Source organism: Microbacterium sp. CH-015, from assembly GCF_049707015.1.
GTDB classification, from domain to species: Bacteria; Actinomycetota; Actinomycetes; order Actinomycetales; family Microbacteriaceae; genus Microbacterium; species Microbacterium aurum.
In genome coordinates this window covers 1-13,915 of sequence record NZ_JBNAFJ010000009.1, presented here as the reverse complement: position 1 = coordinate 13,915, position 13,915 = coordinate 1, and the positions used below count along the sequence as shown (strand labels likewise).

The following is a 13,915-nucleotide window of genomic DNA, read 5'->3' as shown; positions in this document are numbered from 1 at the left end:
GTGACCTACAACGTGCGCGCTGCGCGGACCTCGGACGTGCGCGGCATCCTCGCCCTGCTCGACCCGTGGGTGCAGCGGCGCGTGCTGCTGGGCAAAGAGGTCGTGACGCTCTTCGAAGCGGTGCAGGAGTTCGTGGTCGCCGAGAGCGACGGCGAGCTGATCGGATGCGGTGCCCTCCACGTCATGTGGGAGGACCTCGGCGAGATCCGCACCCTCATCGTCGCCGACGGCTGGCTGCACCACGGCGTGGGGGGAGCGATCGTCGCGAGCCTCGAGGCCCGGGCGCGCGAGCTCGGCCTCGCGCGCCTGTTCTGCCTGACCTTCGAGGTCGACTTCTTCGCCCGGCGCGGGTTCTCCCCCATCGGTGAGCAGATCGTCGACCCCGACGTGTACTCGCAGCTGCTGCGCAGCCCCGACGAGGGCGTCGCGGAGTTCCTCGATCTGGCGCACGTGAAGCCGAACACCCTCGGCAACACGCGGATGCTCAAGCACCTGTAGCGGCCGGTCCGCGCGTCTCGGGCGGGGCGGACGGCACCGCGGCCTAGCCTGGAGGGGTGAGCACCCCGACGCGACGCCCCTCGCCCGCCGTTTACCGGCGCCGGCGGCTGGTGGCGCTGCTCATCGTGCTCGCGGTCGTCGCGGCCGTCGTGCTGGCCGTCTGGCAGCCCTGGAACGGAACGGCGGTGCCCGCGGCATCCCGCACCCCCGGCACCACGCTGTCGACGACGGCTCCGCCGGTGACGACGGATGCCGCGGCCACCCCGGAGCCGACCGCACCCGTCGAGACCTCGCCCGCGCCGGATCCGTCGGAGGCGACCGAACCGGCCATCGCGGCCTGCTCGACGGCGGACATCTCCGTGCAGGCCGTCACCGACAAGGACGCATACGGGTCGGGGGAGCTGCCGCAGCTGTCGATCACGCTGTCCAACGAGGCCGCCGTGCCGTGCCTGATCAACGTCGGCACCGCGACGCAGTCGTTCGTCATCACGAGCGGGAGCGACACGTGGTGGCGGTCCACCGACTGCCAGAGCGAGTCGAGCGACCAGGTCGTGCAGCTCGCCCCGGGACAGACCGTGTCCAGCGTGACGCCGCTGACCTGGGACCGGACGCGCTCGTCCGTGGACACGTGCGGCGCTGCGCGGCCGCAGGCGCCCGCGGGGTACTTCCACCTGTCGGTGTCGATCGGGGGGATTGAGGCGGCGGACACGAAGGTGTTCCAGCTGCGGTGAGCTTCGCGGGATTCGCCCGGCCGCGGTGAGCTGCGCGGTGCGGGGGCGGTAATATACCCGTTTCTGAGAGGATTCTCACGGTTTTTCCACGGAGGAGGGGGCACAGATCGACAAGATCGTGCGTAACCTTGTACTCAGCTCCTGAATGAGAGTCCCCGTCGTCCCCAGCGGCGGTCGCCGGCGCCAACCCCAGTGGCACGGTTTTCGGACATTCCGCTCGGTGAGTTTTGGCCCTCTCGATCCTCCCAGTCCCCAATGTGGGGATCGAGAGGGCCCCCCTTTTGGGACGGGGCTTTCGTGAGGCGCGGCTCTCGCGGCGGGCGGTGCTTCGGGCCGGGTTCTAAGCTGGAGCGATGGCCGGTAAGAAGCGTTCGAGGTCGTCGGAGCCCCTGGAGTTCCGCAACACCCAGCTGGCCGATGCGCTGCAGACTCAGGACATGGCGGCGCTGGCGTTCGCACTGCGGCACGGACCCACGGTGGTCCCGCTCCTGCGTCCCGGTCAGCGCGACGATCCCCGCGACAGCGGCGAGGTGTGGACCTATCGCGACCCGAAGACCGGCGATGTGGCGCTGCTGCTGTTCAGCGACGCGGTGCACAAGCCGGCGGCGCTCCCGCCCGCCGTGGCGCTGCAGTCGCCCGCGTGGCTGCGCGCATTCCTCAGCGCGCACGAGGCGGAGATCACCACGGTCTTCTTCGACATCGCAGGGCCCCACCCCATGCAGGCGACGCCCGCGGACCTCATCGCCGCGCTCGACCTCGACGCCTGACCCGCGCCGCGTTGAGCACGCGGTTCCTGTCGACGCCGCCGGTTGATCCCGGCTCGTCCGACGCATCGTGTCGATACCGGGCTGGGTAATCGCCATTCGCGTCGGATGAACGCGCTCGCCCGCGGCGCCCGCGGTCTCGGCTGCTCCTCCGCCGCGGTGCGGCGTCAGAAGGTGGGGTCGTCGCCCGGGTCGGCGGGATGCCGGTGCGCCAGGTCGCGTAGCGCACCGCTCAGAGTGCGGGATGCCGTGTCGATGACGTTCCGGTATCCCAGTCGCGCGGCCTCGGCCTTGCGCTGGTCGTGCTGCGTCACCGCTCGCACCTCACCGGCCAGACTCAGCTCGCCGATCGCCACGAGCTTCGCCGGAGTGGCCCGGTTCGTCACGGCGCTCGCGACCGCGAGAGCGATGGCGAGGTCGGCCGCGGGCTCCACCAGGCGCACCCCGCCGACGGTGGAGACGTAGACGTCCTGGTTCGACACCGTGATCTTCGCGCGCTTCTCGAGCACCGCGAGCACCATCGCGACGCGGGCGGCGTCGACGCCGCTGACGATGCGCCGCGGGTTGGGGCCCGAGGGCGCGAGGGTCAGCGCCTGCACCTCCACCGGCAGCGCACGTCGCCCTTCCAAGGCGATCGTCACGCACGTGCCCGGCTCGCGGGAGCCGTGACCGAGGAACAGTGCGCTGGGGTCGGGCACCTCGACGATGCCGCGGCTGGTCTGCTCGAAGCATCCCACTTCATCGGTCGCACCGAACCGGTTCTTCAGTGCCCGGACGAACCGCAGCGCCGTCTGCCGGTCGCCCTCGAAATGGCACACAACGTCGACGAGGTGCTCCAGCACGCGGGGGCCGGCCACCTGGCCGTCTTTCGTGACGTGGCCGACGATGATGACGGGGAGGTTCCGCTCCTTCGCGACGCGGATGAGGGTCGAAGCGACCTCGCGCACCTGGCTGGGGTGCCCGGGCGCCCCGTCGACGAGGCTCGAGGCGACCGTTTGCACCGAGTCGACGACGAGCAGCTCGGGCTGCGTCTCGTCGACGTGACCCAGGATGGTCGCGAGGTCGGTCTCGCTCGCGAGGTACAGCTCGTCGTGCAGGGCGCCGGTGCGCTCGGCGCGCAGCCGCACCTGGCCGAGCGACTCCTCGGCGCTGACGTACAGCACGCGTCGGCCGGCGCGGGCGCTCTGCGCCGCGACCTCGAGCAGCAGGGTCGACTTGCCGACGCCCGGCTCACCCGACAGCAGGATCGCGGCCCCCGGCACGATGCCGCCGCCCAGCACCCGGTCGAACTCGCCGACGCCGGTAGTGCGACGCGGCGTCTCGCGGGTGTCGATCGTCGTGATCGGGCGGGCCGAGCGGGTAGGGGCCAGCGGCGCGACGGCGTGCACCGGGGTGGTGGCGGTCGCCTCGACGACGGTGCCCCACTGCTGGCATTCGCCGCAGCGTCCCACCCACTTGGCGCTCGTCCAGCCGCACTCGGTGCACCGGTACGCACTCGTGGTCGCCGCGCGCTTGGATGCCATGGAGCAAGGCTAGCCGCGGCATCCGACACCACGCGCCGCCAAGCCGACCCGCCCGCGCGGCGTGTCAGCGCAGCGAGTCGGCGATCTCGCGCAGCGCGTCGGCGGAGTGGCGGAACAGGCCCAGCTCCTTCTCGTCGAACGAGGTCTGGCGGATCGGCTCCGCACCGGCGGCCGACACCACCGACGGCACCGACAGCGCGACGCCGCTCACGCCCTGAAAGTCGTCGAGCACGGTCGAGACCGGCATGACGGCATGCTCGTCGTCGAGGATCGCCTCGACGATGCGCGCGCTCGACAGGCCGATCGCGTAGTTGGTCGCGCCCTTGCCCTGGATGACCTTGTACGCGGCATCGCGCACATCCACCGCGATCTGGTCGAGCTCTTCGACGGTGAACTTCGGCTGGCCGTCCAGCGGCTGCCAGTCGAGGATGGGCACCGTGCCGATCGTCGCGTGCGACCATAGCGGAAACTCGGTGTCACCGTGCTCGCCGACGATATAGGCGTGCACGCTCGAGATCGACACGCCCGCGCGCTGTGCGATCTTCCACCGCAGGCGCGACGTGTCGAGCACCGTGCCGGAGGCGAAGATGCGCTGGTAGGGCAGGTCGGTGGTCTCCTGCGCGAGCACCGTCAGCACGTCGCACGGGTTGGTCACGATGACGAAGACCGCGTCGGGGGAGGCCTCGAGCAGCTGGGGCATCATCGACTTCAGGATGTTCGCGTTGACGCCCGCGAGCTCGATGCGGGTCTGGCCGGGCTTCTGCTTCGCGCCGGCGGTGATGACGACGACGTGCGAACCGGCGGTGACCGAGATGTCCGCGCCGCCGACGATGTCGCTCGATCCGGTGAACTGGGCGCCGTGGGCGAGGTCGAGCACCTCGGCCTCGGTCTTTTCGGCGGCGATGTCGTAGAGGGCGACGTGGCGGGCGGATTCCCGGATGAGGGCGGCGTACGCGACGGACGACCCGACCGCTCCGGCACCGACGACAGTGAGTTTCGAGTTCTCGATAACGCTCATGGGTTCAGTCTGGCAGTGACCGGATGCCGGGGCTACCGTGGCGGGGAGATCTGGTGCTCGCGCGGATTGCGGATGCCGACGAGCGACACCACGCCGCCGATCGCGAGGAGCACGGCGGTCACGATCGCCGCGCGATGGAAACCGGCGAGGTCGAGCGCACCGCCGGTGATCGCCGCGAGCGCCGCGATCGGCAGCAGCCCGGCGACGCGGGCGACGGCGTTGTTGACGGCCGAGGCGATGCCTGAGCGCGCCGGGTCGGCGGCACCGAGGATCGCGGCTGTGAGCGGCGACACGGTGACCGCGAGGCCCAGGCCGAAGACGATCATCGCGGGCAGCACCTGCCACCAGTAGTCGAAGTCGTCCCCGACGAGCAGGAGCAGGAGGGCGCCGACGGCCATGACGATGGGACCGACCGCCATGAACAGGCGCGGCCCGAACCGGCCGGCGAGGGCGCCGCTGCGCGAGCTGAGTGCGATCATGAGGAGCGTCGTCGGCAGGCTCGCGAGGCCCGCGAGGGTCGCGCTGAGCCCGGCGCCCTGCTGCAGATAGACCGCGAGGACGAAGCCGTTCAGCGACAGGGCCGCGTAGACGAAGAGGGTCGCGAGGTTGCCGGCCGAGAAGTTGCGGCTGCGGAAGAGGTCGAGTGGCAGGATCGGGTGCGCGACGCGGCGCTGTCGCCACACGAAGCCTGCGAGGAGCAGGATGCCGGCGAGTCCCGGCATCCAGATCCACGGCGCTGTCCAGCCGGCGCTCGGCTGCTCGATGAGCGCGAAGACGGCGGCGCCCAGGCCGAGCGTGCACATGAGGGCGCCGAGGATGTCGATGCGGGCGCCGGGCGCACGCTCGTCACGATGCGCGAGGCGGGGCAGCAGCCACAGCGCGAGCGCGATGGGAACGACGTTGATGACGAACGCCCAGCGCCACGACAGGTAATCGACGATGAGCCCGCCGACGAGCGGCCCGACGATCATGGCGCCGGTCGTGGCGGCGGTCCAGATGCCGATCGCGCGCGAGCGCACCGGGTCGCGCATCGTCGCGGTGATGAGGGCGAGGGAGCTCGGCACCAGGAAGGCGCCGGCCGCGCCTTGGACGGCACGCGCGATGACGAGCAGCAGCGGATCGGGCGCGAGCGCGACGGCGACCGAGGCGATGCCGAACCCGATGAGGCCGATGCGCAGCACGAGGATGCGGCCGAAGGCGTCGCTGACGGCGCCCGCGACGAGGATGAGCGCGCCGAGAGTGACGAGGTAGGCGTCGACGGTCCACTGCTGGGTGGAGAGGCCCCCGCCGAGATCGCGGGCGATGGCCGGCAGGGCGACGTTGACGATCGTGGAGTCGAGGAACGCGACGAACGAGCCCAAGATCGCGACCGTCAGCACGAGGCGCTGCGGCGGCGTCATCCGGTCGGTCATCCACCCACGCTACGCGCAGGGTCGGACCCGCGGGCCGTCGGATTCCGAGGAGAAAGCACGATGACGACGACGGGATGCCGGAGCTCGCTCCTCGGCATCCGCCATCTCCTCGGGATCGTGCGCGTGTCGCGGCCGACGGCGATGGTTCGCGGCATCGGTCGGCGTGTCGTAAACTGGACGACGGTGACGTGTCCGAGCGGCCGAAGGTGCAACTCTCGAAAAGTTGTGTAGGGTAACCCCCTACCGTGGGTTCAAATCCCACCGTCACCGCCAGAAAAACACCATATCAGCGCTCCTTTCGAGGGGCGCTGATTGGCGTTTGGGTAAAGAATGGGTATGAATTCTTTACCCATTCCCGCTCGCAGAGGCCCGAGATCGCCGCCGAGGCTTCGCGTATTCCCGCCTGTCACCAGGACTTTCCTACGGCTGGCAACCCTCACTTACGGTGGGAATCTCGCCCACGGTAGGTGACGTGCATTCGATCGGCGTGCGCCGGTGTGTTTGTTGGCCTCTCGACAGGCCACCGGCGGTCGCAGGCGTAGTCAGAATTGGCCACGCGATTGACGTACCTCGATCGGGCATCATTCCGGGCGGCTCAATCGAGCGGCCGCTCCTTTCGCCCTTGAAGATGTGACAGTCGCTCTCGCGGATGTACGGTTCACCACCGGCTTGCGTGCCGGGTGAGTAGCCCGTCGCGCCTGCGAATCACGGGATACCGCGGACGCCGCGTCGGGCGAGGTGCGTACGCTTCCTCTATGAGCCGACACCCCGACAATCCCTACTGGTGCGCGGTTCACGACAACCCAAAGTCCATCGCCCGACATGAGTGGGATGACGCAGTGGCGGCGGGATTCGTCACTCCCGAGCATCTCGCGGCCCGCGTCCGTGGAATGCTCTCGCACGCGATGGACATAGCGGGAGCCGCCGGCTACGACGCCGACGGTTTCATGATCTCGCTAACCGCCGCAGGTTTTCGTATGTCCGACCGCATCCGGATTGACGTGCGAAGTCATGATCACGATCCTCCGCACGCGCACATAGTTGTAAAGGGCGAACCCGGGCTAGACGTGCGGGTGAATCTTGAGACGGCAACGCTGCTGGACCCAATGCCAGCCGGGATGGCAAAGTTGGGCCGACGAATCGAGGCCTTCGTCGCTGAGAATCGGGTCACGATGCTCGGAACCTGGGCAACCTACCGCGCAAGCGATCTTGAACCGTGAGGGACCTGTCCTCCAGCCGCGTTGACGCAGTTCTCGCCCGCCCAAGCACCAGAGCGATCCTCTCCACATCTACGAGCCTGTTTCGGCCTCCTCAGCCGTCGAGAACACAGCCTTTCCACGCTCGTTGAACGTCAGGTGATAGAGGTCGCTCCATTGTTGGATCTTCCACATAGCGCCGTCTTCACGGTGGTCCTTGAGCAGCGTCCCGCTCCCGTCAATGATGTGGAGTGCGAGCAACCGAACAATCATCCGCGTGATGATGCTGATGAGATGCGACACCGGTGCGTCGGGGAACTCGCCACGGTCGAAGTGCTTGATGTCGTTGTAGGTGTTGACGACCGCCTTCGCGAGAGACGCGTAGTCAGCGGCAATCGTTCCCCACTTCACCTCAAGGAGGTGGAGGCAGCGGTACACGTTCGTGGCGGTCGTTGTCGCGCCGTATTGGTTGCATGTCGCCTCTTCACCGTCCCGCCTGCCGATGAGCTGCCCTGCGGCTTCAATGCTCATCGAGGTGGAGATAATCACGTCCTCCGTGAACGCATCTCGCCTACCAAGCACCCCCACCGCTGGGAGGATGAAGCGTCTCCACGGCTCGTATTGCTCAGCCCAAGTGGTCAGCCCTGCCTCCCCGATCTCAGGCAGACGGGCGAGCAGCTCGTCAAAGTCATTTCGTTTGGGTCGGGGCTGCTCATACTCGCGCACTGTGTGCCTACTGATGAGGTCCTCCCGCGGCCGCGACAGGATGGTGTTCCCCAACGAGCGCATCACGATCATCTCGTCAGCCACCTGATGACGCCGGAAGTGAACAGGACGACCCGAGAGAAGAGTGACGAGGCTCACGATCTTGCGTTGCTCGGCTAGGACGTGTCTCCCAATGACGGCGTCAAGTTGTGGAGACTTGTGATGTGAACCGGTCAGGCAACGGAGGCAGCAGCATCGACCACGTATGGGCAATACGGGATGCTGTTGCGGCGGACGTGATGCGGATATGTGAGTTCGGAGATGCCCACATACGGCGGCACTATGCGCCTCTGATTGGAGACGACGCCGCGGATCGGCAGGTCGTGGACTGGTGGAACGAGGTGCAGATCCAGTCGGCTGTAGCCCGTGGTCTGGTAGTCGTTGCAGAAGCCGCGGGTGACCTCGTCGGCGTAGCGCAACGCGGGTGGAACGGGTCTGATCACGTGCTCTACAAGCTCTACCTTGATCCTGACCATCAAGGGCGTGGGCTCGGGCCCGCGCTTATCGACGCTGTCATCCGACGGCTCCCCTCGGACACGGCGAGGCTGTGCGTCGAGCACTTCGCGGGTAACGTGCGCGCCGCGGCCTTCTACGAGCGCGAGCACTTCATCGTCGAACGGATTGCGCGAAGCGATACAAGCTCGGCGCTCGATGTCGTGTGGCGCGCGCGGGCTCCCTGATCACTGCCCGACAACCGCGCTGCGCAACTGGTCCGTCAGCTCGCGGCTCATAGCAATCTTGTCCATGTGAGGATGGCGCAGAGGGCGAGACCGGCGCGGTAGGTGATGGCGAGCTTGTCGAACCGGGTGGCGATGCCACGCCACTGCTTGGCAAGGGCGAAGAACCGCTCGATCACATTGCGGCCGCGGTAAGCATCAGCGTCGAGCCCAGGTGGGCGTCCGCCTCGGCTACCGCGTCGCTTTCGTGCGGCGATCTGGTCTCGCTTGTCCGGGATCACGGCCTTGACCTTGCGGCGGCGAAGCTCGCTGCGGAGGACACCGGTCGCGTACGCGCGGTCGGCAATCACGGCGTCAGGTCGGGTCCGCGGGCGACCCGGTCCGAGTCGAGGGACGTGGATCTCGCTGAGCACGGCAGCGAGCATCGCGCCGTCGTTGCGCTGCCCGCCGGTGACGATCGTCGCGAGCGGCCGGCCGTGCCCGTCGACGGCTTGGTGGATCTTCGTGGTCAGCCCGCCGCGAGAGCGGCCGATGCCATGACCAGGGGGCTCAACCTCGTGCCAGGGCAGATTCTTGTGATTCGATCCCGCCCCCTGTGTCCTGCTCGGGGCGGGTGGTGTTCGTCGCGTGCTGATGCGCACGCGCGATCGTGGCATCGATCGACACGGCCCAGTCGATCTTTCCGGCGGCATCGGCTTCGGCGAGAATCTGCGTCAGCACCCGGTCCCACGTGCCGTCGCCGGCATACCGGCGGTGCCGCTTCCACACCGTCTGCCACGGACCGAACGGCTCACGAGGCAGGTCCCGCCACGGGATCCCCGTGCGGAACCGGTACGCGATGCCCTCGACAACCCGCCGGTTGTCGCCGAACGGGTGACCGCGGAGTCCCGCGTTCGACGGCAGCAGCGGCTCGATCCGCTCCCACTGCTCATCCGTGAACACCCGATACCGCGAGCCCGTCGACCTCATCCAGCCAGCGTCCCGCAATCCCCACCGAACATATGGGAGACACGCCCTAGGTGATCAGTGAACGGTCGCGGGGTTGGAAACGAGGAAGTCAGCACAACGCTTTCAGCGATGTTCAGACCACCATGCGGATCTTCCTCCGGGTGGTCGGTCTTCCACTGCGTGACGAGCTTCATCGTGGCTTCGCCCTGCCGCCAAGTCGCCTCACCACCTGACCGCACCCGGACAACGAGACCTTGCGTCAGTCCTTCCTCATCCCTCTCGGATTCGGTGTCGATGCCGTAGAACCGAGTCCACTCACGCAGGCCATCAATCTCGCTCCGGGCTTCACGAACCTTGAACTTCTCGTCAAGTGGGGCTTCGCACTGACCTAAGAGCGTCTCGGACGGGCGCAACTGCCCCAACGAGACCCCCGACCTGACCGAAGTTCCCTGCCAACGGATGCCGTAGAGACCCACCACGCCACTTGGTGTTTCGAGGATGAGGTTCTCCGGCGGCGTCTGCTTCTGAAACCACTCATCAATGTGGTTAAACTGCCCGGTTTGGTCGTAATGAATGTAGGGCACCTCAACCACGACACCCCTGCCGTGCTCCATCTGCAACGTCGCGCCTGTATAGGGGGTGCCGTCGACTCCGTCGACCAACAACCCCGCGACTGATTGACCGAAACTGAGCGCGATAGACATACCCGCAGTGTACGAGCGCACTCAGGCGGGGCTTTAGGTCTACCGTTTCCCGTCCGTGTCCGCAGACTTGACCGCCGTGGGGAACTGATCCTTGAACGCTTCCGCGAACGGCACCCACCCCTCACCAAGCTCCTGATCCATCTCAGGCGGTTCAGGTATCTTGCCGTCCTCGCCGTACTCCGCGACGAACACCTGCGTCTTCACGGCAATCTCAGTCTCGGTGACCACGACATCCTCCTCGAAGACATCGCCAAGGTCAGGGAGCATGCCGTCAGCATTCAAGCGTTCGGTGATGGTCAGTGTCACCATCGCTAGCATCATCAGCCGGACAACAACGGGCACAGCAGCTCGGTAGCGTTCCTCGACCCCGAACACCTGCCCTTCTTCTCGGCGCTCCGTGTCTGCGTGAACGACATCGCCGTAGATCCACGAGAACGCCAACGCGTTGTCGCTGATGCGCGTCTCAGGCTCACCGTTCATCTGCACCCGTACTTCGTAGAAGCCGAGGCTCTTCCCCTTCGGATTGGTCTTCGCCCACTGTCGCTTCATCTCCCTTATTGACTCAAGCCCGGTCGCAGAGAGACCTGCCTTCTGAGCGAAGTAGAGGAGAGCGTTCATCACCTTCGCGTGATAGGTGTCCTCCGTGTTGAGGATCAGTGGACGAACCCGAGCAGCAGCGCTCTCGACCTGCTCTTCAGGAGGAACCTTCATCGTCACTCGCATGTCCCCTGTCTCAGGGGTGTAGTGGATGGTCATCTTCGGGTTCTGAAGCTCCATGAGCAACTTGGCGTCTTGAGCAAGGGAGTGCGCTCTGATGCGCCGCGCACGAAGAACGAACGACTTGAGAGCTTTCAGGTGCCGCTCTTCGTGGTTAGCCATGCGGACGATCTTATGGACCGTAGGGACAGAGAACGAAGTCGAGAGAAGAGAGAGCCACAGCGGTGGATCGCACGCAAAAGGGGCGCGGCTCGACCAATGGATCGCTACTGCGCGGCCTCGCTACTCTCCGCTCAGAGATCGCCGTAAGCAATGGGAGCAAGAGCGAGCAGCGACCGAAAGCGGTCGGCACCTCCAGACTTCTGTGCGAGAGTCAACGCTCCGACGGAGGCAAAGGCGTCCGCTACGTCGAGAGCGTCCGTGATGACGGCGGGATCGGGGGCGACAATCGTCGTTCCATCGGGTCGCGAGTACGGCTTCATCAGTTCATTAGCCGGCCAGCGCTTGCCGTGTGCAGCCCCGGCGCACGTTCGCCACACTCTCTCGATATGCGGGCGATCATCCAGACGTTCGTCGTCTGCGACCAATGCTGCCCACTTCGCGGCGCCCCGGATTACTTCGAGGTATGAGGGGGCCTTGAACATCTGCTCGTCAATGCCGAGGAACGCCAGGGACGCAGAGCGCCCATCGCGGATCGCCTGCTTCCACTCCGCGGTGGTTGCGGCCTTCTGCTGCTCATCCAAGTCCCATAGAAACAGCCGGACATGCCTCTCGGCCATCTCCCGCGCGGTAGTGGCAGAAAGCACCCAAACCGCTTGAGCGGCGCTCTCCATCGCGGCGCGTGCGATCGTAAGCGCGGGCCGAAGTCGGATCACGATCTGCACGTCCGGCGTGGGCCGGAGGGGCGTGGCGTAGTCGGCCCAGAGCAAGAGATTGTCGTATGCGGCGGCAAGGAACGAGCGACACCAGTCGTCGACCGGGTAACCCGGCACGAAGCGCGACGCCTGCGCGATCTGCGAGGCAGGGTCCGGCGGATCCAGACGGGCGACCGCGTACTCGAACACGCGCGCGCCGTAGGCGATCTCTTTCCATCGGTCAACCTGCGCATCGGTGAAGAATCGCGTCTGTTCCGTGGTCACGCGGCGAGACTATCCGTCTGGAGCACCCGCCCGGGATGCGCACGTAGCCGATACTCCTCGCGGCGGGCTGCTCCTCGTGCCAGCCCGGACTCATTCACCCCGAGAGATCATCGTCGCTAGGGTTATGCCCCATGAGCGATCCGCAACGACTGACGGGGAGGACGGCAGTACCGTGATGGGATGCGGGGTTATGTGGTCGATGAACGTGACTCGGCTTGGGAGAGAGATGACGCTCGTTACCGGGTCTACGTTTTCGAGGGCGCCGGCAACGCGGTAACGACATTTGATCTTGAGGGCGCGACCGTCGAAGAGGCGTTGGAGACGGCGGCGGCGATGTCGGGTGATGACGAGCGGCTGTGGTCGTTGGCGCTGGTCGAGGATGACGCGCGTGGTCTTCGGGGGCTGATCTGGCTGTCGGGTATGGACTACAACGACCCGCCGGGTTCGGCGCGGGAGTGGCAGCGCCGTCGACAGATGCAGGATCGGTATCTGTTGGCTCGCAGTCGTCGCGGCGAGACGAATGTGCTCCCGAACGGCTTGCGACTCATTCGAATGTTCCCCGAGTGGGTCACTGGCTGGCCACTGTGGGAGAGCTTCTCCGACGAGTACCACCTGACGGGTTCTGATCTAGGCCTCTCGCCGGAGCTAAGTGCGGCTCTCTGCGCGTGGAATGAGGCCTGGCAGTCTCGGGACGTGGACGACCCTTTGCCTGAGGGTTGGGAGGACCGCGGACGAGTGCTCGTCGCTCGGCTCCGATCAGAGCTTGAGGGAGTCGCAGAGGTACGACCCGAGTTTCTCCAGGATTGAAGGATTGCGGCGCACCGAGGCTCCGTGGGCGATCGTTGCGCGTGGCGGGGTTGAGGTGATGTTCCCAGCCAGGGTCAGGTGGTTTCCCCCGTAGGAACCGAGCGGCGACCGATTGCCAGCCATGCGACCGAACCGACGAGTGGTACGAGGAGGACGATGACCGTCCAGATCAAAACTTGGGTCGCAGTGAGACGTCGGGCCGAACGGGCGAGCGTCACGAGGGCGACAACTGCGAGCGCGATGACAAGCGCGGCAACGACCGACCAGACGATGTCATAGCCAGCGGGGATCAACGGATTGTGTTCGTCGCTCACCCCGCCACCCTACGGGGGATCGCTCGCGAGCCGGTTGAACTCGGCCCGAGGACGCACTGTGACGCTCCACCAACGCGCAGTGCCCGTTTAGGGATCGCGATCGCTCAGTGCAGGTCGATGACGATGCGTCCGTTGTCGAGCCCTTTGTCGCCGGGGCTCGGCGCGTGAGCTGGCACCTCGACTTGAGCTTCCCATTGCGCGTGGGCGTCTTCCGCTGACGGCCGCCATACGGCATCGAGCGCGGAACCGAGACCGCCGCCGCCGATGCCCTTCTCCCACCTTCTACGCGTATCGCGATGGATGAGCGGTGCGAGCGCGAGGAGACTCGCCGTCGCAACCACGATGACGGCGACCGCAATCACCGAGCTAGCATCCACCCGGAGATTCTCCCACCGGCACCTCCTCCTGGTCAGGGTGCCCGCGGCCCCACCTCACCCGTGCAGTGCCCGCTTGAGGATCCCGCGTACCGGGTGCGGTTCTGAGCTATCTCGTTAGGATCGCGCGCGTGCTTACCTCGGGGTCGAGGTCCAGCCGGCGCAGGAGTTGGGCGTTGAGGGCGACGACGAGGGTGGACAGGGACATAAGGATCGCGCCGACTGCCATCGGCAGCACGAATCCGATGGGGGCGAGGATGCCGGCGGCGAGCGGTACAGAGATCAGGTTGTAGCCTGCGGCCCACCAGAGGTTCTGCTTCATCTTGCG

Annotated in this window: 16 protein-coding genes, 1 tRNA gene and 1 pseudogene; 7 read left to right on the top strand and 11 right to left on the bottom strand. The window is 66.6% G+C overall.

The features are described from left to right. The 3 genes from ACPYN4_RS12605 (at position 1) to ACPYN4_RS12595 (ending at position 1,996) form a co-directional block, all read left to right on the top strand. Positions 1-498, top strand: a complete 498-nt coding sequence (locus ACPYN4_RS12605) for an amino-acid N-acetyltransferase (RefSeq protein WP_239281141.1) — start codon at positions 1-3, stop codon at positions 496-498. A 56-nt stretch (positions 499-554) separates the two neighbouring features. After that, positions 555-1,229 (top strand): hypothetical protein, encoded by a 675-nt coding sequence (locus ACPYN4_RS12600; protein ID WP_239281143.1) that lies wholly within the window; start codon positions 555-557, stop codon positions 1,227-1,229. A gap of 353 nt (positions 1,230-1,582) precedes the next feature. Then, positions 1,583-1,996, top strand: coding sequence for a dehydrogenase (locus ACPYN4_RS12595; protein ID WP_076691788.1), 414 nt, complete (start codon positions 1,583-1,585; stop codon positions 1,994-1,996). 164 nt (positions 1,997-2,160) lie between these two features. Here ACPYN4_RS12595 and radA read toward each other — a convergent pair whose 3' ends face one another. The 3 genes from radA to ACPYN4_RS12580 all read right to left on the bottom strand — a co-directional run bounded on the left by radA (position 2,161) and on the right by ACPYN4_RS12580 (position 5,946). After that, the gene (gene radA / locus ACPYN4_RS12590; protein ID WP_239281145.1) at positions 2,161-3,516 is read right to left on the bottom strand and encodes a DNA repair protein RadA; all 1,356 of its coding nucleotides are present in this window, start codon (positions 3,514-3,516) and stop codon (positions 2,161-2,163) included. Between the two features lie 64 nt (positions 3,517-3,580). Next, entirely contained in the window at positions 3,581-4,534 is a 954-nt protein-coding gene (locus ACPYN4_RS12585) for an L-lactate dehydrogenase (protein ID WP_239282163.1), read from the bottom strand. Between the two features lie 32 nt (positions 4,535-4,566). Continuing rightward, positions 4,567-5,946, bottom strand: coding sequence for an MFS transporter (locus tag ACPYN4_RS12580; RefSeq protein WP_424446555.1), 1,380 nt, complete (start codon positions 5,944-5,946; stop codon positions 4,567-4,569). A 182-nt stretch (positions 5,947-6,128) separates the two neighbouring features. On the opposite strand from ACPYN4_RS12580, the gene ACPYN4_RS12575 reads away from it, so the two are divergent. Both ACPYN4_RS12575 and ACPYN4_RS12570 read left to right on the top strand, forming a co-directional pair. Further along, positions 6,129-6,219: transfer RNA gene (locus tag ACPYN4_RS12575), tRNA-Ser, on the top strand. A gap of 482 nt (positions 6,220-6,701) precedes the next feature. Next, on the top strand, positions 6,702-7,166 hold the full coding sequence (locus ACPYN4_RS12570; protein ID WP_239282162.1) for a hypothetical protein: 465 nt from the start codon (positions 6,702-6,704) through the stop codon (positions 7,164-7,166). Between the two features lie 69 nt (positions 7,167-7,235). Here ACPYN4_RS12570 and ACPYN4_RS12565 read toward each other — a convergent pair whose 3' ends face one another. Beyond that, on the bottom strand, positions 7,236-7,952 hold the full coding sequence (locus tag ACPYN4_RS12565) for a hypothetical protein (protein WP_424446553.1): 717 nt from the start codon (positions 7,950-7,952) through the stop codon (positions 7,236-7,238). 119 nt (positions 7,953-8,071) lie between these two features. Between ACPYN4_RS12565 and ACPYN4_RS12560 the strand changes: the two genes are divergently transcribed. Continuing rightward, on the top strand, positions 8,072-8,587 hold the full coding sequence (locus tag ACPYN4_RS12560; protein ID WP_239282160.1) for a GNAT family N-acetyltransferase: 516 nt from the start codon (positions 8,072-8,074) through the stop codon (positions 8,585-8,587). A 47-nt stretch (positions 8,588-8,634) separates the two neighbouring features. On the opposite strand, the gene ACPYN4_RS12555 is transcribed toward ACPYN4_RS12560, so the two are convergent. The 4 genes from ACPYN4_RS12555 to ACPYN4_RS12540 form a co-directional block, all read right to left on the bottom strand. Continuing rightward, positions 8,635-9,553, bottom strand: a protein-coding gene (locus ACPYN4_RS12555; protein WP_239282159.1) for an IS5 family transposase whose coding sequence is annotated in 2 segments (ribosomal slippage) — positions 8,635-9,177 and positions 9,179-9,553 — 918 coding nt in all. Because the reading frame shifts where the segments join, the coding sequence is not laid out codon by codon here. Next, a complete protein-coding gene (locus tag ACPYN4_RS12550) occupies positions 9,550-10,236 on the bottom strand; it encodes a hypothetical protein (protein ID WP_239282158.1) in 687 nt (228 codons plus the stop codon). The genes ACPYN4_RS12555 and ACPYN4_RS12550 overlap by 4 nt, the downstream gene beginning before the upstream one ends. Positions 10,237-10,275: 39 nt before the next feature. Beyond that, positions 10,276-11,115, bottom strand: coding sequence for a hypothetical protein (locus tag ACPYN4_RS12545; protein WP_239282157.1), 840 nt, complete (start codon positions 11,113-11,115; stop codon positions 10,276-10,278). Between the two features lie 131 nt (positions 11,116-11,246). After that, positions 11,247-12,092, bottom strand: a complete 846-nt coding sequence (locus ACPYN4_RS12540) for a hypothetical protein (RefSeq protein WP_239282156.1) — start codon at positions 12,090-12,092, stop codon at positions 11,247-11,249. A 192-nt stretch (positions 12,093-12,284) separates the two neighbouring features. Here ACPYN4_RS12540 and ACPYN4_RS12535 point away from each other — a divergent pair, with 192 nt between their 5' ends. After that, positions 12,285-12,899, top strand: a complete 615-nt coding sequence (locus ACPYN4_RS12535; protein ID WP_424446552.1) for a hypothetical protein — start codon at positions 12,285-12,287, stop codon at positions 12,897-12,899. Positions 12,900-12,973: 74 nt separating this feature from the next. On the opposite strand, the gene ACPYN4_RS12530 is transcribed toward ACPYN4_RS12535, so the two are convergent. The 3 genes and pseudogenes from ACPYN4_RS12530 to ACPYN4_RS12520 all read right to left on the bottom strand — a co-directional run. Then, a complete protein-coding gene (locus ACPYN4_RS12530; protein WP_239282154.1) occupies positions 12,974-13,213 on the bottom strand; it encodes a PLD nuclease N-terminal domain-containing protein in 240 nt (79 codons plus the stop codon). A gap of 104 nt (positions 13,214-13,317) precedes the next feature. After that, the gene (locus tag ACPYN4_RS12525) at positions 13,318-13,590 is read right to left on the bottom strand and encodes a hypothetical protein (RefSeq protein ID WP_239282153.1); all 273 of its coding nucleotides are present in this window, start codon (positions 13,588-13,590) and stop codon (positions 13,318-13,320) included. 106 nt (positions 13,591-13,696) lie between these two features. Then, positions 13,697-13,915, bottom strand: a pseudogene (locus tag ACPYN4_RS12520) (heavy metal translocating P-type ATPase); the annotation flags it as partial.